The sequence below is a fragment of the Microbacterium sp. W4I4 genome (assembly GCF_030816235.1).
Lineage (GTDB): Bacteria > Actinomycetota > Actinomycetes > Actinomycetales > Microbacteriaceae > Microbacterium.
Genome location: NZ_JAUSXT010000001.1, coordinates 2,940,826 through 2,965,237, shown reverse-complemented (window position 1 = coordinate 2,965,237; position 24,412 = coordinate 2,940,826). Strand labels below are relative to the sequence as shown.

Sequence of the window (24,412 nt, the reverse complement as noted above, 5' to 3'; positions counted from 1 at the left end):
GCACACTGACCAGGGTAGTCGGCCCACAGGCGAATTACTAGGGCTCCCTACTACTTGGCGGAGCGCCGGCTCACACGTAATCGTCCGCGTGCAGCTGGCGCACGCCGCGCTCGTACAGGGTGAACTGCGCGCGCAGCGGGACATCGAGTTCGGCGGCCTGCGCGGCCATCGCCCGTGCCCAGCTCCGATCGGCATCCTGCACCGTCTCCACGCCGGGCTGCTCCCACACCAGCACGACCTGTGCGTTGCCGGTCATCTCGCGCGCCATGCCGATCCGATGCATCAGCAGGCGGGAATGCGTGACCTCACCCAGGTCGTCGACGCGCACCGTCTCGAGGGGATCGTTGGGATAGCCGGCCATCGGCATCAGCGGGTCGCCGAGGCAGCCGCGCTCGTCGATGAAGAGGAGCCAGAACTGTCTCTGGTTCGGATGCTGCAGCAGCAGGTCGATCAGATCGCGCAGCTGGTCATCGGTGTGCAGGATGCGGTCCCGGAGGGAGGTGTCATCGTTCATGCGCTCCACCCTGGCCCGCATGCGCACCCTCGCGGGGCCGGATCGGCCCGATGTGCATAAGTTCGCGAGGATCCCGGATTGTGGAGGGAGATCGGATGCTGCTCCGGATGTTCCCGGCCCGTTCACCGGTGCGTCACCAGGGACGCGTACAACTGTCCCTGCGTGGCCTGTGGATCAGACCGGATCGGGTGCGACCACTCCGCGCCGCGGTGAGCGCGTCTGCTGCTCCCGCCGCGGTCTCAGACCGCGAGACCCCCGCCGAATCGGGTCGGCGGGGGTCTCTTCTGCGTTCAGCGGTTCAGCGGTTCACGTGCCCCTGCACCTTCACCTTCCCGTTCGAGATGCTGACGATCGTGCCTGGCCCCGCCTCGGATGCCATCGTCGCAGCCCACACCGTTCCGTTCGGCGCGGTCGCGACCGAGAGCGCCCCCGGCAGTGCGGCGTACGAGGACACCTCTTCGCCCTTCAGTACCGAGACTCCGGCACCGGCGAGCTCCGCGATGTAGATGCTGTCGCCCGACACGGCGATGCTCGTCGACTGCGAGAAACCCGAGGCCAGCTGCGTGGCCGCGCCCGTCGCAGAATCGATCTTCCACACCGCGCCCTTCGAGGCGAACATTCCGGGGAATCCGGGAAGGGTGCTCACATAGATCGCGCCGCCCTGCCCGATCGCGACGCCCGTGGGCACCGGCTCCGAGTAGAACGTGCCGCCCAGTGCGCAGCCCGGCAGACCGCCGAGCAGCCCGGCGACCTGCGGAGTGATCGTGACGGGCACGGGAGGCAGCACGGCGAGGGTGCTGATCTGTCCGCTGTCGGTGACCTTCATGATCGCGTTGGCACCGGCATCCGCCACCAGCCACCCGCCCTGGTACGAGGCCACGCTGTAGGCGTGGGAGTCGATCAGGCCGGTGTAGGTCGCGCCTGGGAAGCTCGCGACGCAGGATTCGGGATCAGTGATGCCGTAGGCGTTGTCGCCATCGGAGTTGTGCTCCTCCTCATAGGCGTGCAGATCCGCATAGATCGTGTCGCCTCCCGGGGTGCGGATGTTCAGTCCGCTCTCCAGGATCGGCGATTCCTCCTGCGTGGGATCCTCGCTGACCGTGGAGCCGTAAGCCATCCACGCCCCGCGGGTCGCGAGACCGGCCAGACCCGGAACGCCCTGGACGACAGGTGCGACGCTGCCGTCGGGCTGCAGCTGCCCGATTGTGCCCGTGCCGCCGTCGGCGACGAGGACGCGCTGCCCGTCGACAGCCAGGCTGAACGGGGCCGCGAGCTGGTTCGACCACACCTGCTGATCAGGAGGGCCGGATGCCGCCGACGCGGACGTCGGCAGAGAGATGACCAGTGCCACCGCGGCGCCGGCCGCGATGATCACACGTGAACTGCGCATTGCTTCTCCGATTCCCGGCCCCGACTTCCCGTCGGACCGCGTTCGACCGAGCGGAGCCTCCCCAGGCACCCGGATGCGACGAACCTCCCCAGTGGCGGCCCAGGCGCATCCTCTCGCCGAAGATCTCGCAGGACAAGAGCGCGAGGCGGAATTACGTGTCAACACGTAGAGCGCGCCAGCGGCGCGGTCGGCGTCAGATCCGCTCGATGATGAGGGCGTTCGCCATTCCGCCGCCCTCGCACATGGTCTGCAGACCCAGACGTCCTCCGGTGGCCTCGAGGTGGTCGAGCAGCGTGCCGAGCAGTCGCGTGCCCGACGAGCCGAGCGCGTGTCCCAGGGCGATCGCACCGCCGCGCGGGTTCAGCTTCGCGGCATCCGCACCGAGCTCCGCGGCCCAGGCCAGCGGAACCGAGGCGAACGCCTCGTTGACCTCGTAGGCGTCCAGGTCGGAGATGTCCAGGCCCGCCCGCTCGAGCACGCGCCGGGTGGCGGCGATGGGACCGGTGAGCATGAACAGCGGGTCGTCGCCGACCACGTCGAACGCGCGGAAGCGGGCCCGAGGTGTGAGCCCGAGTTGCTCGGCGCGGTCGGCGCTCATCATCAGCGCGGCGGATGCCCCGTCGGTCAGCGGCGAGGAGTTGCCGGGCGTGATGCTCCAGTCCAGGTCGGGGAAGCGCTCTGCGAGGGCGTCCGTGCGGAAGGCGGCCGGGAGACCTGCGAGCTTCTCGACGGTGGTGCCTTCGCGCACGGTCTCGTCGGTGGTGGCGTCCGGGGCTTCGGGCACCGCGACGACCGTGCCGTCGAAGAACCCGTCGTGCCAGGCCTGCGCGGCGCGGGCGTGCGATTCGGCGGAGAAGGCGTCCAGCGCGGCGCGGTCGAAGCCCCAGCGATGCGCGATCAGCTCGGCGCTGACGCCCTGGTTCACCAGCCCCTGCGGGTAGCGGGCGCGCAGCCGGGGCGACATCGGCGAGCCGCCGGCTGCCGAGGAGCCGAGCGGCACGCGGCTCATGGACTCCACCCCGCCGACGATGACGATGTCGTTCTCCCCCGCGGCGATCCCGGCCGCGGCGAAGTGCACGGCCTGCTGGCTGGAGCCGCACTGCCGGTCGATCGTGGTGCCGGGGATGTGCTCGTCGAAGCCGGCGGCGAGCACCGCCTGACGGGCGATGTTCATGGCCTGGTCGCCGACCTGGCTGACGCACCCGAGCAGCACGTCGTCGATCTGCCCGGACTCCAGCCCGTTCCGTTCCAGGATGCTCTGCAGCATCCCCGCCGCGAGGTCGACCGGATGCACGCCGGACAGCGACCCTCCGGGCTTCCCGCGCCCCACCGGGGTGCGGACGACATCGACGATCACGGCTTCGCTGCTCATGACTCCATCATGACCCCATCCGGCGGATGGGGCGCGAAGACCGGCGGCTCAGAGCGCGCGGATCCGCCAGGAGGCCGCGTGCTCCGCACCGGGCTCGAGGGTGACCAGGTCGACGCCGGAGTTGAAGGCGTCGGGCGGGCAGGTCATCGGCTCGACGGCCAGGCCGATGCGGTGGATGGCATCCTGACCCGGGTTGTCGGCGGTGTGCACCTGCACCCACGGGCAGCGCTCATCCCAGGTCATCGCGACACCGGTGCCCGAGTCTGTGACCAGGCGCACCTCGGCGACGCCGTCGGTGCGCTCCAGCTCGGTGAAGGCATGGTCGATGAAGACGTCGCCGATGCGGCGAGCGCTCCGGAAATCCCACTCGGGATGCTCGGTCACCGCGTGCACGGCGACCGGGCTCAGCCGGTCGGCGGTGACGGTGAGGACTTCGGATGCCGGGAGGGTCAGCGTCCAGTCATCCACACGCCGGGTCCCTGAGCCCGTCGAAGGGTCCCCTGCCACGAGGTACGGGTGCGGACCGGTGCCCCACGGGGCGGCGTCCGAACCCAGGTTGCGGGCGGTGACGGTCTGCTCGAGGCCGTCGGCGCTCAGACGGTACTCGGTCTCCACCTCGACGCGGAACGGGTAGCCGAGGCTCGGCTCGATGACCGCGGCGAGCACGACGCGATCGGACTCCACGACGCGGTCGGCGAACTCCGCCCAGACCAGCAGCCCATGCAGGGCGTGGCCGCGCGCGGGCTCGGTGAGCGCGAGCCGGCGCTCGACGCCGGCGAAGGAGTAGCGGCCGTCGACGACGCGGTTCGGCCACGGCGCGAGGGTGGCGCCGCGGTGGCCGGGACGCACCTCATCGGCGCCGAAGGGCACGACGAGGTCGCGGCCGTCGTGGCGCAGCGTCCGCAGCGTGGCGCCGATGCTCGCGACGACGGCCTCGTAGCCGCCGCTCGTGATGCGCAGCTGCCGTCCGGAACGGGGAGTGGAGTCGTGCCGCCCAGCCTGGCGGGAATCGTTTTCAGACATCGTCTCGAGTCTAGGGATCATGTCGGTGCATGCCTCTTCTGTGACGGGTTCTCAGCCCAGCGGGTCGGCCAGCAGCCGTTCCATCGCGGCATCCGCTGCGCCGATCAGCAGGCGGTCGGCGCCGAGAGCGGCGGATGCCAGCTGCAGGTCCTCCGCGGATGCCGAGAGCGAGCGCGCGCGCACCTCGTCGTCGAAGGCCTCGCGGTCGACGTCGCGCAGTCCGCCGAGGAAGCCGCCCAGCACGATCATCGACGGGTTGAGCACGTTGACGGCATTGCTGAGCGTCGCGGCGAGGATGCGCCGCTGTCGGGCGACCTCCTCGGTGACGGCCGGGGTGGCGCTGGTGAGCGCCTCCGCCAGCATGGCCTCGTCGGGGGAGGTGAGAGTGGTGGCACTCACCAGTCGCGCCCGGTTGACCTCGTCCTCGAGAACCCCGCCGTGCGCGCGGCGGTCGGCGGCATCCGTGAGGCTGGCGGCGGTCTGCCCCCACTCCCCCGCGTACCCGCCCGCACCGCCGATGAGCATGCCGTGCAGGATGAGGCCGCCGCCGATGCCGCTGGCGCCGCCGTTGAGGTAGACGATGTCCTCGTGCTCGCGGGCGGCGCCGAACACCCGCTCCGCCCTGGCGCCGTAGGAGGCGTCATTGCCGACGACGATCTGCAGCCCCAGCGCCGCATGCAGCGGACCGGCGATGTCGGCGTCGCGCCAGCGCAGGTGCGGCGCGAGACGCACGAGCCCGTCCTCGGTGCGGACCAGGCCCGGCACGGCCACGCCGACGCCGACGATGCGGCATCCGCTGAGCTCGTCCTCACCCCAAGCGGCCAGCGTGTGCGCGACGATGTCGACGACCTCGGAGACGTCGGGATTCTCCACGTCGATCCGCGCGCGCACGCGCACGGCGCCGCCCAGCGATACCGCACCGATCTCGACGGCGTCGATCTCGGGGTTCACCCCGATGGCGACCACGTCCGGGCTCGGGGCGACGATCGGCGAGGGACGTCCGACGCGTCGGGTGGGGTCGGGCCCGTACTCCTGCACGAGGTCGGCATCCACCAGCCGCGAGACGAGGTCGGAGACCGTCGAGCGGTTGAGGCCCGTCTCGGTGGTGATCACCGAGCGCGACCGAGGCCCGCCCTGGTGCACCAGGCGCAGCACCTCGCCGAGGTTCGTGCGCCGAACACCCTCCACGGTCGTCGCGCGTTCGCTCATCGCCCCAGGCTACCGATCCCGACGGCCTGACCCGGCCGACACCACACCTTCACCTGGTCGAGACCATCATCTGATCGAGACCCTCACGAGGCGGTCATCGGCGGCCGTGACCTCGTGCACGTCGCCGGTGATCACGACCGTGGCGGGAGCGGTGGCCGTTCCGGGCAGCACGCGGTCGGCGCGCGACTTCGCGTTCGAGATCGCACCACCCGTGGTCTGGGCGAGCCCCGGAGACGCCGCCGACGCCTCGGCGTGCGATGCCGCCCAGACCAGCACGTCGCCGGGCTCGACGACGCGCTTCATCCGACGGTCGCTGAACGCGAAGCGGGCGACGGGTACGTCGAATCGCACCCGTTGCGCGGCGCCCGCGGCGAGCTCGATCCGCGCGTAGCCGAGCAGCTGCGCGACCGGCCTGGTGACGCTGGCGATCGGGTCGCGGCCGTACAGCTGCACGATCTCGGCGGCCTTGCGGTCTCCGGTGTTGCGCACCAGGACGGATGCCGTGAAGCGACCGTCCGTGGGGGCATCCGCCGACACCTCGAGATCCTCGTAGGCGAAGGTCGAGTACGACAGGCCGAACCCGAACGGACGCAGCGGCGTCGGATCCGTGGACGTCACGTCCGACGGGCCGCCGAGCACCGGATGCAGGTAGCTGTACGGCTGCGATCCCGAGGAGCGCGGCAGGCTCACCGGCATCCGCCCGGACGGCGAGACCGCCCCGATGATGACCTCGGCGATCGCGGTGCCGCCGGCCTCACCGGGGAAGAACGCCTGCAGCACGGCCGCAGGGCTCGTCTCGGAGTCCAGCGCCCAGTCGATCGCGTAGGGGCGGCCGGTGACGAGCACCATGACGACCGGTGTTCCCGTCGCGACCAGCTGCTCGACCAGCTCGCGCTGCACGCCCGGCAGGTCCAGCGACTCGACGTCATTGCCCTCACCGACCGTGCCGCGGCCGAACAGCCCGGCCTGGTCACCGACCACGACGACCGCGACCTCGGCATCCTTCGCCGCGGCGACGGCCGCGTCGAACCCGGACCGATCGGTGCCCTCGACCTCGCAGCCGACGACGTGCGCGATCCGCGCGTCGGGCAGGGCTGCCTCCAGCGCCTCGCGCACCGTCGGGATCGCGAAGCCCAGCTCGTGATCCGGGTGGTGCGCCAGAACGTGGTTGGCGAACGAATAGCATCCCTGCAGCGCCGCGGTGCGGTCGGAGTTCGGCCCGATCAGCGCGATGCTCGGGGCCTGTGCGCTTCCGACCGTCGCCGCCAGCGGCAGCACCCCGTCGTTGGAGAGCAGTACGAGCGACTCGGCCGCCAGTCGGCGTGCCACCTCGCGGTGACGCGGGGTGTCGAGATCGATCTGCGCGGGCGGCTCGTCCTCGAACGCGCCGGCGTCGAGCAGCCCGAGCTGCTCCTTCTGCGTGAGCACGCGGATCACGGCGCGATCCAGATAGCCCTCGTCGAACCGACCGTCGCGCACGCGTTCGATGAGGGGCGCCAGGTAGGCGTCGCCGGAGGGCAGCTCCACGTCGATTCCGGCCGTCAGCGCCTGGGCCGCGGCGTCGCCGCGATCGGCGGCCACCTGGTGCATGACTTCGAGGAACGCGACCGCGAAGTAGTCGGCGACGACCACCCCGTCGAATCCGAGATCCTCGCGGAGGATGCCGGTCAGCAGTGCGGGATCGGATGCCACCGGCACCCCGTCGATCTCGGTGTAGCTGTTCATCACGCTGCGCACGCCGCCGTCGCGGATCGCCATCTCGAACGGCGGCAGGAACACGTCCGCCACCTCGCGCGGGCCGGCGGACACGGGCGCGTGGTTGCGTCCGGCGCGCGAGCCCGAGTAGCCCAGGAAGTGCTTGAGCGTGGCGTGCACGCCGGCGGACTGCAGGCCCTGCACGTAGGCGGTGCCGACCGTTCCCACCAGGTAGGGGTCCTCGCCGATGCACTCGTCGACCCGGCCCCAACGGGGATCGCGCACTACATCGAGCACCGGGGCCAGGCCCTGGTGGATGCCGAGCTGACGCATCGACTCGCCGATCAGCGCGCCCATCTCCGCGACCAGCGCGGGATCGAACGACGCGCCCCATGCCAGCGGCGTGGGGAAGGTCGCGGCCTTCCACGCGGCGAGACCGGTGAGGCACTCCTCGTGCACGAGGGCGGGGATGCCCAGGCGCGTCTCGCGCTTGATCCTGCGCTGCTCGCCCCACAGCCAGGCGGCGCGCTCGACCGGATCGACCGGACGCGTGCCGTAGACCCGGGTGAAGTGCCCGATGCCGTGCCTGGTGATCTCGGCGAGCGCTCCGGAGGACCGCGACGAGCCCATCTCGTTCTGCATCGGGGCGACCACGTCGCCGCCCTGGTCCAGCCAGTAGCCGACCAGCTGCGCGGCCTTCTCCTCGAGCGTCATCTGCGCGAGCAGCGCACCGACGCGATCGGAGGCGATCGGGAAGGCCGGAATGTCGGAGGTCGTGGAGACGTCGAGGGTCATCCCTTCACCGCCCCGGTCAGACCGCCGACGATGCGACGCTCGAACAGGCTGAAGAAGACGAGTGCCGGGAGCATCGACAGCGAGGTGTACGCGAGCACGCGGGCCGTGTCGACCGAGTACTGCGAGGCGAAGTTCTGCACACCCAGGGGAAGGGTGAACAGGTCCTGGTCGTTCAGGATGAACAGCGGGAGCATGTATCCGTTCCAGGCGCCGACGAAGGCCAGGATGCCGACCGTGATCACCCCGGGCAGGCTGAGCGGAAGGACCATGCGCCAGAAGAAGCCGAGCCGGGAGGCCCCGTCGATCGACGCCGCCTCCTCGAGCTCCTTCGGGATCGCTCGCAGGAAGGGCACGAGGATGATGATCGTCATGGGCAGCGCGAAGGCGATCTGCGGCAGGATGATGCCGGCCAGGCTGTTCACCAGTCCGAGGTTGCGGATCAGGATGTACAGCGGGGTGATGGCGACCGTGACGGGGAACATCAGTCCCGCAGCGAACAGCGAGTACATCACGCCGCGTCCGCCGAAGTCGTAGCGTGCGATCACATAACTGGCCATCAGCCCCAGGATGACGGCACCGGCAGTGGTGCCCACCGCCGAGATGGTCGAGTTCAGCATCGCCACCCAGAACTGCGAGCTCGCCAGCACGTCGCCGTAGTTGGCGAGCTGCCAGGGAGCCGGCCATCCGGACGGGTCGAGGGTGATCTGCGAGTTCGTGCGGAAGCCGCCGATGATGATGTAGAGCACCGGCGTGATGCAGATGGTGATCAGCACCACCGCGGCGAGGTACACCGCGGGGCTGCCCCACTTGACCCCCGACTCGCGCACACGGCGCCGGCCCTTGGGGGAGATCGCCTGGATGGCGACCCGCGTGTTCAGGCTCTCGACGCTCACTTGCGCTTCCTTCCGCCGTCGCCGGTCAATGCGCCCTCGGTGTCGCGGCGCAGAACGAAGCGCTGGTAGAAGAGCGCGACGATGAGGGTGATGATGAACAGCATCACGGCGACGGCGTTGCCGAATCCGTAGCTGCCGGCCAGGTGGCCGTTCTGGTACATGTAGGTCGCCATCGTGGAGGTGCCCGCCGTGGCGGCGATGTACTGACCCCAGATGATGTTGACCAGGTCGAAGAGCTGCAGCGAGCCGATGATCGACAGGAACGCCCAGATCCGGATGGTCGGGCCGAGCAGCGGGACGGTGATCGTCCACTGGATCTTCCAGAAGCCCGCGCCGTCGATGGCGGCGGCCTCGTAGAGCTCCTCGGGGATCGACTGCATGCCCGCGAGCATGAGGATCACGGCGAAGCCGAGGTACTTCCAGGTGATGATGATCATCAGCGAGGTCATCGCGAACGCGGGGTCGGCGATCCAGGACTGCGCGAGGGCGCCCATGCCCCACTTCTCCAGCAGGGAGTTCAGCGCCCCGGTGTCCTGCAGCATCAGGCTCCACCCGATGCCGACGATCACCTCGGAGATGACGTAGGGGACGAAGATCAGGATGCGGATGACCGAGCGGCCGCGGATCTTCTGATTCATCAGCAGCGCGAACAGGATCGCGACGGGGCCCTGCAGCAGCAGCGACAGGACCACGATCATGCCGTTGTGCAGGACGGCCTCGCGGAAGGTCTCGTCCTCCCAGATCATGACGTAGTTGTCGAGTCCGATGAACTCGGTGGGCCAGCCGAAGCCGTTCCATTTGAAGAAGCCGTAGAACGCGGCCATCGCCACCGGCAGGCAGATGACGAAGCCGACGAACATGATCAGCGCGGGTCCCGAGAGGAGCGCGATCTCGCCGCGCTTGCGCCAGTCGGGCCGCGGCGAACGCCGCTCCGGGGCGGGCTGTGCGCCCGCCCCGGAGACGGTGTCCCTCTCAGGCACCGAGGTGCTGTTCAATGCCTGGGTGTCGTGCATGTTCCGGTCAGCCCCTCGCCTGCGCCTTGGTGACCGTCTCGACGAGCTTCTCAGGGGTTCCCTGACCGGCGAGCATCTCGACGACGCTGGTGTTCAGCGCGTTTCCGACGTTCTGGCCGAGAGCCGTGTCGAGCCACAGCGCCACGTACGGAGCCTTCGTGAAGGCCTCCATCAGCGGGACCAGGGACGGGTCGGTGACCGCGCCGGTGGCCTCCTGCGAAGCGGGGATGGTCTGGAACGCGACCGCGTACTTCTCCTGCCATTCCTTCGATGAGACGAAGTTCAGGAACTTCTCGCACGAAGCCGGCGAATCCTTGGAGCAGGAGTAGCCGTCCACGCCGCCCATCATGGCGCCGGGGGCGCCGGCTCCGCCGTCGACCTCGGGGAACGGGAACCAGCCCAGGTCGGGCAGCGGCTTGGTGTCGGGGGTGAGGCTGGCGATCACGCCCACGTCCCAGGCGCCCATGAGCTCCATGGCGGCCTTGTGGTTGGCGAGCAGACCTGCGGACGAGTTCGCGCCCTCCTGCGGGTCGGTCGTCAGGAAGCCCTTGTTGAACGGCTGGGTGCCGGCGAACTCCTCGAAGTTCTTCGCGGCCTCGAGCCAGCACGGGTCGGAGAAGTCGGCCTTGGTGGCGAGGTTCTCGATCAGACCCTGGTCGCAGGCGCGCACGGCGAAGAAGTAGTACCAGTGCGCGGCAGGCCACGCGGCCTTGGCGCCGAGGGCGATCGGCTGGATGCCGGCGTCCTTGAGCTTGGTGACGGCACCGTTCAGCTCGTCCATGGTGGTCGGCTCGGAGGTGATGCCGGCCTGCTCGAACAGGTCCTTGCTGTAGAAGAACCCGCCGGGGAGCACGGCGCTGGGCATGCCGTAGATCTTGCCGTCGACGGTGAAGGCGCTGAACGGCGCGTCGCCGAGCGCCTTCTTGACGTCGGGGTCGATCAGGCCGGTGAGGTCCTTGACCTTGTCGGCGCTGACGATGTCGGCGAGCTTGCCGCCACCGCGGGCCATGAAGATGTCGGGCATGTCGCCCGAGTTGACGGCGGTCTGCAGCTTGCCGTCCATGTCCTCGTTCTGGATCGACGTGAGCTTGATGGTCACATCGGGGTTCTCCTTGTGGAACGCCGCCGCGGCATCCTCCCAGTACGCCTTGCCGTCGCCCGTGGTCGAGTTGTGCCACATGGTGAGGGTGGTCTTGCCGCCTTCGGCGGGAGCGTCCGTGCTGCTGGAGCAGCCGGCGAGCCCCAGCATCCCCAGTGTCGCCACGGCCACGCCGGTGACGAGCCAAGCCTTTCGGATCTTCATGCTGTGTCTCCTCTTCGAGTGTTGCAGCGGGTTCGGCCGCATTTGTTGCCGACTGCCCCCAATGTGCTTTCGGCCTACTCTGGCAGGTCGAGTTCATGGTGTCAATCGATATCGATAACGTTTTCGCACGGTATGTTGAGGCGATGACGAGTTCGAGACGATGACGAGTTTGAGACGATGATGCGTCGAACCACCATCCACGATGTCGCCAGCGCGGCCGGCGTCTCCGTCGCCACGGTCTCCAAGGCGATCAACGGACGCGACGGCGTGTCGGCCGCGACCATGAGCCACGTGATGAGCGTGGTCGACGAGCTCGGATACGAGAGCTCGCTGGTCGCCACGTCGATGCGTCGACGCCGCACCGACGTGATCGGCGTACTCGTGGCGGAGTTCGAGCCGTTCGCCCTGCAGCTGCTGCAGGGCGTCTCGTCGGCGCTGCAGGGCACCCGGTACGACGTGCTCGCCTACGCCGGAAGCGTGTCGGCCGGTGAGCACCGCGGATGGGAGCGGCGCTCGCTCTCCCGCCTGGGCGGAACCCTGATCGACGGCGCGATCGTCGTGACCCCGACATCCATGCCCGCCGACGCCTCCGTGCCGATCGTCGCGATCGACCCGAGCGAGGGCCCGGACGGCCCCTCGACAGTGAGCGTCATCAACGAGGACGGCGCTCGAGCCGCGACCGAGCATCTGATCTCACTGGGCCATCGCCGCATCGCGCACCTGCGCGGCCGCACCGACCTCATCTCCGCGCAGCAGCGCGAGGAGGGCTACCGCAGCGCACTCGCCGCAGCAGGCATCCCCTTCGACGACGCACTCCTCGCCGACGGCGGCTACCGGACCGCGGACTCCACGGCTGGGGCGCATGCGCTGCTCGACCTGGCGGACCCGCCCACTGCGGTGTTCGGCGCCAACGACCTCTCCGCCATCGAGATGATCCGGGTGGCCGTCGAGCGCGGACTGCGGGTGCCGGACGACCTCTCGGTGATCGGCTTCGACGACATCCCCGAAGCCGCCTTCCACACCCCGCAGCTGTCGACCGTGCGCCAGCCGCTGACGGAGATGGGAGCGGTGGCCGTGCGCGTGCTGCTGAGCATGATGGCCGGCGGCGAGCGCGAGGATGTGCGGATGTCGGCCGAGCTCAAGGCCCGGGAATCGACCGCCGCCCCGAGGCGCTGACCGCGCAGCATCCGCGCTCCGACGGATTCGGATCGGATCGGCATTGCATCCGCCGTTCCGAGTTGATATGTTCTGATCTACAACATTTCATTGACGTCGCTGAAGGCGGATCATCATGGCACTCACCCCCACCAAGGCCGACCGGTTCTCGTTCGGCCTCTGGACCATCGGCTACAACGGCACCGACCCGTTCGGCGGCCCGACCCGCCCGGCGCTCGACGTCGTGCACGGCGTCGAGAAGCTCGCTGAGCTCGGCGCGTACGGCCTCACCTTCCACGACGACGACCTGTTCGCGTTCGGATCCACGGATGCCGAGCGTCAGAAGCAGATCGATCGCCTCAAGGGCGCACTGGCCGACACCGGCCTGATCGTCCCGATGGTCACCACGAACCTGTTCAGCGCCCCCGTCTTCAAGGACGGCGGCTTCACCTCCAACGACCGTCAGGTGCGCCGCTACGCGCTGCGCAAGGTGTTCCGCCAGCTCGACCTCGGCGCCGAGCTCGGTGCGAAGACGTTCGTCATGTGGGGTGGCCGCGAGGGCGCCGAGTACGACTCCGCCAAGGACGTCCGCCAGGCGCTGGAGCGCTACCGCGAGGCCGTCGACCTGCTCGGCGACTACGTCACCGACAAGGGCTACGACATCCGCTTCGCCATCGAGCCCAAGCCGAACGAGCCCCGCGGCGACATCCTGCTGCCGACGCTGGGTCACGCGCTCGCGTTCATCAACTCGCTCGCTCGTCCGGAGCTCGTGGGCCTGAACCCCGAGGTCGGCCACGAGCAGATGGCCGGCCTGAACTTCGCCGCCGGAATCGCCCAGGCGCTGTACCACGACAAGCTGTTCCACATCGACCTGAACGGTCAGCGCGGCATCAAGTACGACCAGGACCTGGTCTTCGGTCACGGCGACCTGCACAACGCCTTCGCTCTGGTGGACCTGCTCGAGAACGGCGGCCCCGGCGGCACGCCCACCTACGACGGCCCGCGTCACTTCGACTACAAGCCCAGCCGCACCGAGGACGAGACGGGCGTCTGGGACTCGGCAGCCGCGAACATGCGCATGTACCTTCTGCTCAAGGAGCGTGCGGCCGCGTTCCGCGCCGACCCCGAGGTGCAGGAGGCCCTGGCGGCCGCCAAGGTCGCCGAGCTGTCGCAGCCGACGCTGAACGAGGGCGAGAGCTACGACGACTTCCTCGCCGACCGCAGCGCCTACGAGGACTTCGACGCCGACGCCTACCTGGGCGGCAAGGGCTTCGGCTTCGTGCGCCTGCAGCAGCTGGCATCCGAGCACCTGATGGGCGCTCGCTGACCCGCGCAGCACCCCGTCCGCCGAGACCCCGCCCCGTTCAGGGACGGGGTCTCGGCGCCATATCCGAACAGACAGAGTGAGAGGATGCCTGCCATGGCACTCGTGATGGGCGTCGACTCCTCGACGCAGTCCTGCAAGGTCGTGATCGCGGATGCCGCGACCGGCGCGATCGTCCGCACCGGCCGGGCCTCGCACCCGGACGGGACCAGCGTCGACCCGCAGGCATGGTGGGACGCGCTGCGCGCGGCGATCACGGATGCCGGCGGCATGGCCGACGTCGAGGCCTGGTCCATCGGCGGACAGCAGCACGGCATGGTCGCACTCGACGAATCCGGCGGGGTCATCCGCGATGCGCTGCTGTGGAACGACACCCGTTCCGCCGGCGCCGCTGCCGACCTGACCGCCGAGTTCGGGGCGGACGAGCTGGCGCGGCGCACCGGCCTGGTACCGGTGGCATCCTTCACGATCACCAAGCTGCGCTGGCTGCGCGACGCGGAGCCCGACAACGCCGCCGAGGTCGCGGCGGTCGCACTCCCCCACGACTGGCTCACCTGGCGGCTGCGCGGCTTCGGACCGAGCTCTGAATCGGGGCGGAACCCCGCACTGGACGAGCTGATCACCGACCGGTCGGATGCCAGCGGCACCGGCTATTGGAACCCCGAGACCGGCGAGTACGACCGCGAGCTGCTGATCGCAGCTCTCGGCCACGATGCGATCCTGCCGCGCGTGCTGGGACCTGCGGAGTCGGTGACGGATGCCGACGGCCGGAGGGTCGGGCCGGGTGCCGGCGACAACGCCGGCGCGGCACTCGGCGTCGGAGCGCAGACCGGTGACGTCGTGGTGTCGATCGGCACGAGCGGCACCGTCTTCGCCATCAGCGAGCACGCCGTGCACGACAGCACGGGCACGATCGCGGGCTTCGCGGATGCCGACGGGCACTTCCTGCCGCTGGTCGCGACGCTCAACGCGGCCCGGGTGCTCGACGCCATCGCACGCCTGCTCGGCGTCGACCACGACGAGCTCTCGCGGCTGGCACTGGAGGCATCCCCCGGTGCCGACGGACTCACCCTGCAGCCCTACTTCGAGGGCGAGCGCACGCCCAACCTGCCGGATGCCACCGCCACACTGTCGGGCATGACCCTGGCATCCACCACCCGCGAGAACCTCGCGCGTGCGGCAGTCGAGGGCATGCTGTCCGGCCTCGGCGCGGGCCTGGACGCGCTGCGCGAGCAGGGCGTCCAGCTGGACCGTGCGCTCCTGATCGGCGGAGGCGCGCAGTCGCAGGCCGTGCGCGAGATCGCGCCCGCCGTGCTCGGCATCCCCGTCGAGGTTCCCGAGCCCGCCGAGTACGTGGCGCTCGGCGCCGCGCGTCAGGCGGCTGCGGTGCTCGCCGCGGCCTGAGCCGCCGGCATCCGCCCTGCCCTGCCCCCGAGAAACCACATTCTGCATGAAACACCCGTCGAGACGGGTTTCTCATGCGGAATGTGGTTTCTCGGCGTTGAGGGCCGCGCTTACAGCCCCTGCGCGAGGCGGTAGTAGGCCTGGTTCCAGCGGACCTGCTTCTGGAACTCGGGCAGCGTGGTGGCCTCGTCGATGACGAGCAGCTCGATCTCGGCCATCTCGGCGAAGTCGCGGAACGCCTCGATCCCGACCGCGGTCGACATCACCGTGTGGTGCGCGGCACCAGCGGTGAGCCAGGCCGCGGCGCTGGTGTTGAAATCAGGGGCGGGCTTCCAGACGGCGCGTCCCACCGGGAGCTTGGGCAGCGCCGCGCGCGGCTCGACGTTCTCGACGACGTTCGCGGTGAGGCGGAACCGGTCGCGCATGTCGCTCAGCGCGACGACCACGGCGGGGCCGGGGTCGGCGGTGAAGACCAGGCGCACCGGGTCATCCTTGCCGCCGATGCCGAGCGGGTGCACCTCGAGGGTGGGCTTGGCGGCGGTGAGCGAGGGTGAGACCTCGAGCATGTGCGCGCCGAGGATCAGCTCGTCGCCCGGGGTCATGTCGTAGGTGTAGTCCTCCATCAGGCTCGCCCCGCCGGGCAGGCCCGCACCCATCACGTTGGCGATACGCACGAGCACGGCGGTCTTCCAGTCGCCCTCGGCGCCGAAGCCGTAGCCCTCGGCCATCAGGCGCTGCACGGCCAGCCCGGGAAGCTGCTTCAGCTCGCCCAGGTCCTCGAACGAGGTCGTGAAGGCTCCGAAGCCGCCCTCCTCCAGGAAGGAGCGCAGGCCGATCTCGATCGCGGCGCCGTCGCGCAGCGACTGGTGACGCTCGCCTCCGCGGCGCAGCTCAGGGGCGACCTCGTAGAGCTCCTCGTACTCGGCGACGAGCGAGTCGACATCGGCATCCGATGCCTGTGCGACGGCATCGGCCAGCTCGTTCACGCCCCAGGTGTTCACCTGCACGCCCAGGCGCAGCTCGGCCTCGGTCTTGTCTCCCTCGGTGACGGCGACGAAGCGCATGTTGTCGCCGAATCGGGCGAGCTTGAGGGAGCGGGATGCCGCGAGCCCCGCCGCCGCGCGCTGCCAGACACCCAGCTCCTGGCGCACGCGCGGGTCGCTGGCGTGGCCGACGACGGTCTTGCGCGGCACGCCCAGACGGGTCTGGATGTAGCCGAACTCGCGGTCGCCGTGCGCGGCCTGGTTCAGGTTCATGAAGTCGAAGTCGATGTCGGCCCAGGGCAGCTCGACGTTGGCCTGCGTGTGCAGGTGCGCGAGCGGCTTCTGCAACGCGTCGAGCCCGGCGATCCACATCTTGGCGGGGCTGAAGGTGTGCATCCAGGCGACCAGGCCGATCACCCGGTCATCGGCGTTCGCCTCCAGCGCGATGCGCTTGATGGCCGCGGAGTCGGTGAGCACCGGCTTCCAGACGATCTTCACGGGCGTCTCGGATGCCGCATCCAGGGCATCCGAGATCGCGCGGGACTGCTCGGCGACCTGCGCGAGCGTCTCGGGTCCGTACAGGTGCTGACTGCCGGTGAGGAACCAGACCTCGTAGCCGTCGAGGGAGGTGGTGAGCGGGGTGCGGGTCATGGGGTGTTCCTTCGGTCGTTGTCGTCCAGGTCGCAACGGATGCCGCCAAATCGGAGCGATAGCGGCATGAAGTGCGACCTGGACACGAGAAAACGGGGTCAGAGTGCGGCTACGGCGGCGGCTTCGGCCGCCAGTCCGGCGCGGTAGCGGTCGAGGTAGGTCGCGTAGCCGGCGACGTCGGCAGGGTCGGGATCGACGACGCGGATGTCGGCATCGGCGAACACCTGGTCGTCGAGGTAGTCGCTGAGATCCTGGTCGGATGCCAGGAACGCCGCGAGCACCGCGATTCCCCAGGCGCCGCCCTCGGATGCCGTGTCGCCGACGGCCACCGGTGCGTTCAGCGCCCCGGCGAGGAAGCGCTGGGCGACGCCGGCCGTGCGGAACATGCCACCGTGCGCGAACATCCGGTCCAGCCGAACGCCCTCCCCCTCCAGCACGCGCATGCCCAGGCTCAGCGTGCCGAACACGCCGTAGAGCTGGGCGCGCATGACGTTGGCGAGCGTGAACCGGCTGTCGGGGGTGCGCACGAACAGCGGGCGCCCCTCCTCGAGTCCGACGATCGGCTCACCGGCGAGGTGGTTGTAGGCCAGCAGGCCACCGGCATCCGCCTCACCCTCCAGGGCTTCGCGGAAGAGGGTCTCGAAGACGGCATCCGCCGAGCCATGGATTCCGGATGCCTCCGCGAACCGCACGAACATGCCCACCCAGGCCGCCAGTTCGCTGGCGCCGTTGTTGCAGTGCACCATCGCGACGGCGTCGCCGGCGGGAGTGGTGACCAGATCCAGCTCGTGGTGCACCTCGGCGAGGGGGCGCTCGAGCACCACCATCGCGAAGATGCTCGTGCCGGCGCTCACGTTTCCGGTGCGCGGCGCGACCGCGTTGGTCGCGACCATGCCGGTGCCGGCGTCGCCCTCGGGCGGGCACAGCGGGATGCCGGGACGCAGCGCCCCGGTCGGGTCGAGCAGTGCGGCGCCGGCGGCGCTGAGCGCTCCGGCATCCGCACCGGCGACGAGCACTTCCGGCAGCAGGGACCGCAGGTCGTCGCCGGTGTGCGCGTCGTAGCGGGCGATCAGCTGCTGGTCGTAGTCGCGCGCGGCCGAGTCGATCGGGAACACACCGGAGGCGTCGCCGATGCCGAGCACGCGCCGGCCCGTGAGCTGCCAGTGCACGTAGCCGGCCAGCGTGGTGATCGCTGCCACCCGGTCGACGTGCGGCTCCGCGTCCAGCTGCGCCTGCCGCAGGTGCGCGACCGACCAGCGCAGCGGGATGTTCACGCCCAGCAGCTCGGTCAGCTCGGCCGCCGCGGGCCCGGTGTTGGTGTTGCGCCAGGTGCGGAACGGGGCGAGCAGGTCGCCGGCGCCGTCGAAGGCGAGGTAGCCGTGCATCATCGCCGAGATCCCGATCGCGCCGAACGTGTCGGGACGGACGCCGTGCCGGTCGTACGCGTCGGAGACCAGGCCCGCGTACGCCTCCTGGAGGCCCGCCCAGACCGCGTCGATCGGGTAGGTCCACAACCGATCCTCGAAGCGGTTCTCCCAGTCGTGGAAGCCTGTGGCCAGCACCTCATGGGTGGTCGAGTCGATCAGGCAGGCCTTGATGCGGGTCGAGCCGAGCTCGACTCCGAGAGAGGTCCGGCCGGTGCGGATGGCCTCGGCTGCGCCGCTCATCGCCGTGCGTCCGAGCTCTGGCCGTACACGTTCTGGTACCGGTCGTAGAGGCTGTCGATCGCCTGCTGCGGGATCGGGATGAGCGGACCCGCCTCGCGGGCGAGGTGGACGGTGCGCGCCACATCCTCGACCATGACGGCGGCCTTGACGGCATCCTTGGCATCCGTCCCGATCGTGAACGGGCCGTGGTTCTGCATCAGCACCGCACGGCTGCGGTGGCCGCTGAGGGTCTCGACGATGCCGCGGCCGATCGAGTCGTCGCCGATGATCGCGAACGGGCCGACCGGGACCGGGCCGCCGAACTCGTCGGCCATCGCGGTGATCACGCAGGGGATCTCCTCGCCGCGCGCGGCCCAGGCCACCGCGTAGGTGGAGTGCGTGTGCACCACGCCGCCGACGTGCGGCATGTTCCGGTACACGTAGGCGTGCGCGGCGGTGTCGCTGGAGGGCGAGCGGTCGCTGCCGGGCGTGCCGGGGATGACAGCGCCGTCGAGGTCGCAGAGGATCATGTTCTCGGGAGCCAGGTCGTCGTAGCTCACGCCGGAGGGCTTGATGACGAACAGATCGGCGCCGGGGACTCGGCCGGACACGTTACCGCCGGTCCAGACGACCAGGCCGTAGCGGACCAGCTCTCCGTGCAGGCGGGCGACGTCGGCGCGGACGACGGCGATGGCCGCTTCGATCTCGGGGGTGAAGGTCGTCATACGGTTCCTCTTCATTCGAGACTGTGACCGGTCACAGTCATGTAACCACGGCTCAACCGTCCGGTCAACCCGCATGCGGGTCCAATCCGGAGCAGGATCGGTGTCCTCAGTCGCCGGCGCGAAGATCGTGAAGCGTCCTGCGGTCGAACGACACGTGTGTGAACGTCGTCACCGCGCGGTCACCGTGCGGGGCCTGCGCCATGAGGCCGACCAGCGGATCGTGGGTTAGATCCAGCCGGAAGAGTCGCGCAAATCGCCAGACTGAGCCATCGAGCGAATAGTGGAACGCGAAGGCGGCACCGATGCGCGAGATGCGCAGCCAGACGGCATCGCCCTCGATCGGCGCTCCGTTCGCATCATCCGAGAACCCGTCGGTCACCACACTGACGACCATGGCCTCCTGCTGGGGGGACTGCTCGAAGCAGAGCTTCGCCCAGTGACGATCGTCGGCCCACACCGTGAGCACTGCGGCGTCGAAGGTGGTGCGCGGCGCGCGCACTTCGACCCGTGCCGAGAACTGGAAGTCCCCCGCACCCGGCTCGAACGACAGGCTCGTGGAGAGGTTGTCCACCGGGTTCCCGTCTCCTGCGGCGTCATTGCTCCAGTCCGTCCCGGCCGCGGCTGTCAGCCTTATGCCGCCTGCAACCACTTCCGCGACACCGGAGCGGTGAGTCCACCGCAGCTCCGGCAATCCCTCTACTGCGATACTCATGAGACTCCCTCCGCCCGCTCGCGCGGACTCGCCACCTGTTCGAGAACGATACGCGTGCGGTATCGGCGCTGCTCCCCCGGCCGCAGGGTCACGACCTCATCGTCATGCTGCGCCTGCGCACGACCGCCATCGCGCGATGTCGACGGCTCGACTCCCAGCACGTTGACGCCTGGACTGGCATCGCGCCAGACGAGCAGCAGCGGGAAGCTGTCGCCGCTCCATTCCAGCTTCAGAGCCGCTGATCGACTCGGCGACGTCAGCACGAACTGAGCCCGTGCACCGGTTCGCGCATAGATCACCTGCTCGTCGACGGCGTCTGAGGACACCCCGAGCCCGATCTCGTCGAACGACGCGACTCCCGGCTCTTCACGCGATTCGAACACGATCGCGTCCGTCTCGATCTGCGAATCCTCGTCGAGCAGCGGATATCCCAGGTTGAGATGGTGGCGGAACATGTGACCGGCATCGCGGAAGCCGTCGTTCACCACCACGTCGTCGATCTCGAGCTCCGGACGATGGATCCAGCTGCGAATCCGTCGGGAGAGCCTCAGTGTCGGTGTCCCGAGCGCGGCCTCGACGATGTCGCCGACGATCTCGACATGTGCGTCGTCTCCCTCCCCCTGAATCCGCCACGACACGTTGTCGGCCGCGAGATGACCGATGCGCCCGTGCAGCCCATGCGCGATGCCGCCGACCGTCGACGGCATGCCCGTGGATGCGAGCCCGCATGTGGTGAGGAGCCCGCCGCCGAAAGTATGGATCCAGCCGGCACCCCCCGGCTCGTGCCGCACCGCGGCGACGCGCCCGCGAGCGGATGCCCAGCCGAGCGGCACGCCGCGGGCGTCTGCCCATCCGATGTCCAGCGCACGGTCGAGCAGCACCTCGAAGGAGATCCCACCGGGATTGCGGACGATGAGAACGGGCGAGCCCGATGCCATGCCGTCGGTGAGCTGGGCCCTGTCCACGCGTACGAGCTGATCGACGTCGCCGACTTTCCGTCGCGAGTCCCCCCACGCCGCAGCCGCACCCGCCAGCGTCATCCTGCGCCACGCACCTCGGCCGCGGATCGCCGACGCGCGCCGACAGCGACGGCGATCACCAGCACCGAACCGGTGACGACGTACTGCCAGTATGACGCGACACCGAGCATGTTCAGCGCCTTCGCGAGCACGGCGAAGAGCAGAGCGCCCACGACTGTGCCGAACACGGTTCCTCGTCCGCCGCGCAGCGCCGTCCCACCGACGACGACCGCGGCGATCACGCTCATCTCGAGGCCCGTCGCCATGTTCGCCTCTGCGGAGGAGAGCCGCCCGGCCATGAACACACCGGCCAGAGCGAAGCAGATCCCGGCGACGACGAAGACGAGCACCTTCGTCCGGTTGACCCTCATGCCTGCGAGGTGCGCGGCACGCTCGTTCGAGCCGATCGCACGCAGCGTGCGTCCGAAGCCGGTGCGGTAGAGCAGGAAGTAGGTGATCAGCGCGAGCACGACGAGAGCGATGAAGGCGTACGGCACCACGCCGATCGACCCAGTGGTGAGAGCGCGGAAGTTCTTCGATGTGACGCTCACGACCGAGCCGCCGGTCCAGATGAACGACATCCCGAGGAACAGGTAGAGCGTACCGAGAGTGGCGATGAACGGCGCGATCTTGACATAGGTGACCAGCAGCCCATTGGCCAGTCCCAGTACCGCTCCCACCGCCACCGCCAGCACGAGCACCGCACCGATGGTCGTGTGCGGAAGCGCGGTGCCGACCGCGATGGCGCTCACGGCAAGGATGCCTGCGACGCTGAGGTCGAGAAGACCTCCGGTGATCAGCAGCACCATCCCGCACGCGGCGATTCCGACGAAGGCCGTCTCGAACAGAATGTTCTGGATGTTCCCCGCGCCCCAGAACGCTGGTTTGACGAGCCCCACCGCGAAGAAGGCAATGAGGACCACCACGACGAGATACTGCCGTGCAAGGAACGTGCGCACAGCGGCGACGACGCTCGATCGTCGGCTCTGTTCCTCGAAGGGCTCCGTTGTGATCATGGTGGCGGTCATGACGCCTTCCCTTCGAACACACGCCGGACAGCTGCCCGCTGGGCGCTGTCCAGGCTCAGGGCGAACACGAGGAGCACGCCGAGGGCGACGTACTGGTAGAACGATGCGACGTTGAGAAGGTTCAGGCCGGAATTGATCATGGCCAGCAGCAGTGCGGCGAGGAAGGTGCCGATGACATTGCCGCGACCACCGGCCATGCTCGTGCCGCCGAGAACCACCACAGCGATCGCCTGAAGTTCCAGACCCGTGCTGAGCGAACCGTTGACGCTTCCCAGCTGGCTCGCCAGGAGAATGCCTGCGACGCCTGCGGCGAGCGCTGCGACCACGTAGGCGATGAGGTTGATCCGCTGCACGTTGATGCCGCTGTCGGTTGCCGATTCCGGGCTGCCGCCGACGGCGACCATGTGCTTGCCGAAGCGCATCCGATCGAGCACGAACCAGAATCCTGCGCCGATGACCACAGCGAGGATGAACGGCACAGGGACGCCGCCGACGGAGGCTGTGGCGACCGAGCGGAACGACGCATCGGCGATCATGATCGGCGCTCCGCCGGTGAACAGCAGTGCAAGCCCACGGAAGACGCTCATCGTCGAAAGGGTCGCGATGAACGAGGGGACGCGGAAGGTCGTGACGACGATTCCGTTGAGCAGGCCGAGTGCAAGCGCGGCCAGCAACCCGGCAAGGATGCCTGGCGCCAGCCCCCATGCGTTGACCGACGCGGCCGCGACACAGGCGACGACGGCCTGCGTCGACCCGACGGAGAGGTCGATGCCGCGCAGCGCGATCACCATCGTCATGCCGTAAGCAGTGATCGCGAGGATCGCACCATTGACGAGCATGTTGGTGATGTTCGAACCGGTCAGAAAGTTCGGCACGAGGAGGATGCCTGCGGCGAGCACGACGACGAAGGGGATGACGATGCCGAGCTTCTGCAGCAGCCCTTGGCGTTTGGCCGCACGGTCGGCACGTACTGCCGAGGCGTCGCGCTCCTGGTCGGCGACGGTGACGGCGTCCACCGCCGAATCCTGTGTTTCAGTCATGGGTTCCCTCCAGGGCGACCTGCCCGACGGATGCTCCGACGATGTTGTCCTCAGTGATGTCCCCGCCGCGCAGGTCTGCCGTCTGACGCCCGGCGAGGAAGACGAGGCACCGATCGGAGATCGCCACGAGTTCCGGCGCATCGGAGCTGGACACGATGACACCGACTCCCTGGGATGCCAGGCGCCGGATCAGTTGATAGATCTCGAGCTTCGCGCCGACATCGACGCCTCGAGTGGGCTCGTTCAGCAACAGCACACGGCAGCCCGATTCCAGCGCGCGTCCGAGCAGGACCTTCTGCTGGTTGCCGCCCGACAGATTGCCGATCAGCTGGCGGCCATGCGGCACGCGGATACGGAGTTCCTGCCTCAGGCCCTCGAAGATCGCGCCTTCCTCACGGCGAGACGGGATCATTCTGCGCCACCATGAGGTGGCCGCGGGGTCTCGCGACACCATGGCGTTCTCCGTGACGTCGAGGTGAGGCAGGATGCCCTCGCTCTTGCGGTCCTCGCTGAGCATGTAGATCCCGGCATCGATCGCGGCTGAGACGGAGCGCAGTGAGGCGACGTCCCCGTCGACCTTCACGACACCGTCGAGGATGGGAAGGTCTCCGAAGAGCGCGCGCGTGAGCTCACTGCGCCCCGAGCCGATGAGGCCCGCGAGCCCGACGATCTCCCCCGCACCGACGGAGAGCGAGAACGGCTCATCGAATCCACCGAGACGCACGTTCTGCACCGACAGCCGCTCGTCGCGTTCAGACGGCGCGTCGACTCTGCGCTCGAGTGTCTGAGGCTTGCGTCCGAGCATGTGCTCGACCAGACCCTGCTCATCGAGTGCAGAGGTCTCCGAGCGATGGACGAGCGCGCCATCGCGCAGCACCGCGACCTCGTCACAGAGATCGAAGACCTCGTCGAGATGGTGCGACACGTAGGCGATGGCCTTTCCCTGCGCGGCGAGTCGGCGCACGATCTCGTGGAGCCGTGCGACTTCGGAGCGATTCAGGGCCGCCGTCGGCTCATCCATGATGAGCACGTCGAAGTCACGCGAAAGGGCACGGGCGATCTCGACCATCTGCTGATCGCCAGTGGTCAGCGAGCTGACGAGGCGGTTCGGATCGAGATCGAGCCCGAGCATGGTGAGCAACTCGGCAACACGCCGGCGGGTGTCCCGCGCGCGAACCACACCGGTGGCGGTGAGCTCATGGCCGAGCATGATGTTGTCGGCGATCGACAGCTGGGGAACCAGACGGAACTCCTGGCTAACGACCGAGATGCCGGCGGCCTGCGACTCCGCGGAGCTATCGAAGCGACAGATTTCTCCGCGAAGTCGCAGGACGCCCTCGACGGGCTGCTCGATGCCCGCGAGGATCCTGATCAGAGTGCTCTTGCCAGCACCGTTCTCACCGACGAGAGCGAGGATCCGTCCGGAATCGATCTCCAGCGAGACCCCCTTCAGGGCGCGCACGCCTGGATACTGCTGGACGATGTTCTCGACTGCGAGCACAGCGCTCATGGCAAGGG

At 69.1% G+C, this 24,412-nt stretch carries 20 protein-coding genes; 3 read left to right on the top strand and 17 right to left on the bottom strand.

Annotation, left to right across the window (positions count from 1 at the left end):
• Positions 1–70: 70 nt before the first annotated feature.
• The 9 genes from QF046_RS14005 to QF046_RS13965 all read right to left on the bottom strand — a co-directional run bounded on the left by QF046_RS14005 (position 71) and on the right by QF046_RS13965 (position 11,207).
• Positions 71–514 (bottom strand): hypothetical protein, encoded by a 444-nt coding sequence (locus QF046_RS14005; RefSeq protein WP_307370889.1) that lies wholly within the window; start codon positions 512–514, stop codon positions 71–73.
• 298 nt (positions 515–812) lie between these two features.
• Positions 813–1,904: a ScyD/ScyE family protein gene (locus QF046_RS14000; RefSeq protein ID WP_307370887.1), complete on the bottom strand. Its 1,092-nt coding sequence runs from the start codon at positions 1,902–1,904 to the stop codon at positions 813–815.
• A 193-nt stretch (positions 1,905–2,097) separates the two neighbouring features.
• Complete coding sequence (locus QF046_RS13995; protein WP_307370885.1) at positions 2,098–3,276, bottom strand: thiolase family protein; 1,179 nt, start codon at positions 3,274–3,276, stop codon at positions 2,098–2,100.
• 48 nt (positions 3,277–3,324) lie between these two features.
• The gene (locus QF046_RS13990) at positions 3,325–4,299 is read right to left on the bottom strand and encodes an aldose 1-epimerase family protein (protein WP_307370883.1); all 975 of its coding nucleotides are present in this window, start codon (positions 4,297–4,299) and stop codon (positions 3,325–3,327) included.
• A 51-nt stretch (positions 4,300–4,350) separates the two neighbouring features.
• Complete coding sequence (locus tag QF046_RS13985) at positions 4,351–5,508, bottom strand: ROK family transcriptional regulator (protein ID WP_307370881.1); 1,158 nt, start codon at positions 5,506–5,508, stop codon at positions 4,351–4,353.
• 66 nt (positions 5,509–5,574) lie between these two features.
• Positions 5,575–7,998, bottom strand: a complete 2,424-nt coding sequence (locus tag QF046_RS13980) for a glycoside hydrolase family 3 N-terminal domain-containing protein (protein ID WP_307370878.1) — start codon at positions 7,996–7,998, stop codon at positions 5,575–5,577.
• Positions 7,995–8,858 (bottom strand): carbohydrate ABC transporter permease, encoded by an 864-nt coding sequence (locus QF046_RS13975; protein WP_307372857.1) that lies wholly within the window; start codon positions 8,856–8,858, stop codon positions 7,995–7,997. Before QF046_RS13975 ends, QF046_RS13980 begins: the two co-directional genes overlap by 4 nt.
• A gap of 29 nt (positions 8,859–8,887) precedes the next feature.
• Positions 8,888–9,904, bottom strand: coding sequence for a carbohydrate ABC transporter permease (locus QF046_RS13970; protein WP_307370876.1), 1,017 nt, complete (start codon positions 9,902–9,904; stop codon positions 8,888–8,890).
• A 7-nt stretch (positions 9,905–9,911) separates the two neighbouring features.
• Positions 9,912–11,207 carry an ABC transporter substrate-binding protein gene (locus QF046_RS13965; RefSeq protein ID WP_307370874.1) on the bottom strand — a complete coding sequence of 432 codons (1,296 nt, stop codon included), beginning with the start codon at positions 11,205–11,207 and terminating at the stop codon, positions 9,912–9,914.
• 177 nt (positions 11,208–11,384) lie between these two features.
• Between QF046_RS13965 and QF046_RS13960 the strand changes: the two genes are divergently transcribed.
• The 3 genes from QF046_RS13960 (at position 11,385) to xylB (ending at position 15,090) form a co-directional block, all read left to right on the top strand.
• On the top strand, positions 11,385–12,383 hold the full coding sequence (locus tag QF046_RS13960) for a LacI family DNA-binding transcriptional regulator (protein WP_307370872.1): 999 nt from the start codon (positions 11,385–11,387) through the stop codon (positions 12,381–12,383).
• A gap of 115 nt (positions 12,384–12,498) precedes the next feature.
• Positions 12,499–13,689, top strand: a complete 1,191-nt coding sequence (gene xylA, locus QF046_RS13955; protein ID WP_307370870.1) for a xylose isomerase — start codon at positions 12,499–12,501, stop codon at positions 13,687–13,689.
• 93 nt (positions 13,690–13,782) lie between these two features.
• Positions 13,783–15,090: a xylulokinase gene (gene xylB, locus QF046_RS13950; protein WP_307370868.1), complete on the top strand. Its 1,308-nt coding sequence runs from the start codon at positions 13,783–13,785 to the stop codon at positions 15,088–15,090.
• A 110-nt stretch (positions 15,091–15,200) separates the two neighbouring features.
• Here xylB and araA read toward each other — a convergent pair whose 3' ends face one another.
• The 8 genes from araA to QF046_RS13910 form a co-directional block, all read right to left on the bottom strand.
• Positions 15,201–16,724, bottom strand: a complete 1,524-nt coding sequence (araA, locus tag QF046_RS13945) for an L-arabinose isomerase (protein WP_307370866.1) — start codon at positions 16,722–16,724, stop codon at positions 15,201–15,203.
• Between the two features lie 98 nt (positions 16,725–16,822).
• Positions 16,823–18,391 (bottom strand): xylulokinase, encoded by a 1,569-nt coding sequence (locus tag QF046_RS13940; RefSeq protein ID WP_307370863.1) that lies wholly within the window; start codon positions 18,389–18,391, stop codon positions 16,823–16,825.
• Entirely contained in the window at positions 18,388–19,095 is a 708-nt protein-coding gene (locus tag QF046_RS13935) for an L-ribulose-5-phosphate 4-epimerase (RefSeq protein ID WP_307370860.1), read from the bottom strand. Before QF046_RS13935 ends, QF046_RS13940 begins: the two co-directional genes overlap by 4 nt.
• Positions 19,096–19,201: 106 nt before the next feature.
• Positions 19,202–19,807 (bottom strand): DUF1349 domain-containing protein, encoded by a 606-nt coding sequence (locus QF046_RS13930; RefSeq protein ID WP_307370858.1) that lies wholly within the window; start codon positions 19,805–19,807, stop codon positions 19,202–19,204.
• The gene (locus QF046_RS13925) at positions 19,804–20,772 is read right to left on the bottom strand and encodes a DUF4432 family protein (protein ID WP_307370856.1); all 969 of its coding nucleotides are present in this window, start codon (positions 20,770–20,772) and stop codon (positions 19,804–19,806) included. Before QF046_RS13925 ends, QF046_RS13930 begins: the two co-directional genes overlap by 4 nt.
• Positions 20,773–20,843: 71 nt before the next feature.
• Positions 20,844–21,854 (bottom strand): ABC transporter permease, encoded by a 1,011-nt coding sequence (locus QF046_RS13920; RefSeq protein ID WP_307370854.1) that lies wholly within the window; start codon positions 21,852–21,854, stop codon positions 20,844–20,846.
• Positions 21,851–22,894, bottom strand: coding sequence for an ABC transporter permease (locus tag QF046_RS13915; RefSeq protein ID WP_307370852.1), 1,044 nt, complete (start codon positions 22,892–22,894; stop codon positions 21,851–21,853). The genes QF046_RS13920 and QF046_RS13915 overlap by 4 nt, the downstream gene beginning before the upstream one ends.
• Positions 22,887–24,404, bottom strand: a complete 1,518-nt coding sequence (locus tag QF046_RS13910; RefSeq protein ID WP_307370851.1) for a sugar ABC transporter ATP-binding protein — start codon at positions 24,402–24,404, stop codon at positions 22,887–22,889. The genes QF046_RS13915 and QF046_RS13910 overlap by 8 nt, the downstream gene beginning before the upstream one ends.
• Between the last annotated feature and the right edge of the window lie 8 nt (positions 24,405–24,412).

Excerpts from the sequence above, each read along its gene's own strand:
- QF046_RS13990 (WP_307370883.1), bottom strand. The coding sequence starts at position 4,299 with ATGTCTGAAAACGATTCCCGCCAGGCTGGGCGGCACGACTCCACTCCC.
- QF046_RS13965 (WP_307370874.1), bottom strand. The coding sequence starts at position 11,207 with ATGAAGATCCGAAAGGCTTGGCTCGTCACCGGCGTGGCCGTGGCGACA.
- QF046_RS13980 (WP_307370878.1), bottom strand. The coding sequence starts at position 7,998 with ATGACCCTCGACGTCTCCACGACCTCCGACATTCCGGCCTTCCCGATC.
- xylA (WP_307370870.1), top strand. The coding sequence starts at position 12,499 with ATGGCACTCACCCCCACCAAGGCCGACCGGTTCTCGTTCGGCCTCTGG.
- QF046_RS13935 (WP_307370860.1), bottom strand. The coding sequence starts at position 19,095 with ATGACGACCTTCACCCCCGAGATCGAAGCGGCCATCGCCGTCGTCCGC.
- QF046_RS13960 (WP_307370872.1), top strand. The coding sequence starts at position 11,385 with ATGATGCGTCGAACCACCATCCACGATGTCGCCAGCGCGGCCGGCGTC.
- QF046_RS13910 (WP_307370851.1), bottom strand. The coding sequence starts at position 24,404 with ATGAGCGCTGTGCTCGCAGTCGAGAACATCGTCCAGCAGTATCCAGGC.
- QF046_RS13940 (WP_307370863.1), bottom strand. The coding sequence starts at position 18,391 with ATGAGCGGCGCAGCCGAGGCCATCCGCACCGGCCGGACCTCTCTCGGA.
- QF046_RS13970 (WP_307370876.1), bottom strand. The coding sequence starts at position 9,904 with ATGCACGACACCCAGGCATTGAACAGCACCTCGGTGCCTGAGAGGGAC.
- xylB (WP_307370868.1), top strand. The coding sequence starts at position 13,783 with ATGGCACTCGTGATGGGCGTCGACTCCTCGACGCAGTCCTGCAAGGTC.
- QF046_RS13985 (WP_307370881.1), bottom strand. The coding sequence starts at position 5,508 with ATGAGCGAACGCGCGACGACCGTGGAGGGTGTTCGGCGCACGAACCTC.
- QF046_RS13930 (WP_307370858.1), bottom strand. The coding sequence starts at position 19,807 with ATGAGTATCGCAGTAGAGGGATTGCCGGAGCTGCGGTGGACTCACCGC.
- QF046_RS14000 (WP_307370887.1), bottom strand. The coding sequence starts at position 1,904 with ATGCGCAGTTCACGTGTGATCATCGCGGCCGGCGCCGCGGTGGCACTG.
- QF046_RS14005 (WP_307370889.1), bottom strand. The coding sequence starts at position 514 with ATGAACGATGACACCTCCCTCCGGGACCGCATCCTGCACACCGATGAC.
- araA (WP_307370866.1), bottom strand. The coding sequence starts at position 16,724 with ATGACCCGCACCCCGCTCACCACCTCCCTCGACGGCTACGAGGTCTGG.
- QF046_RS13995 (WP_307370885.1), bottom strand. The coding sequence starts at position 3,276 with ATGAGCAGCGAAGCCGTGATCGTCGATGTCGTCCGCACCCCGGTGGGG.
- QF046_RS13915 (WP_307370852.1), bottom strand. The coding sequence starts at position 22,894 with ATGACTGAAACACAGGATTCGGCGGTGGACGCCGTCACCGTCGCCGAC.
- QF046_RS13920 (WP_307370854.1), bottom strand. The coding sequence starts at position 21,854 with ATGACCGCCACCATGATCACAACGGAGCCCTTCGAGGAACAGAGCCGA.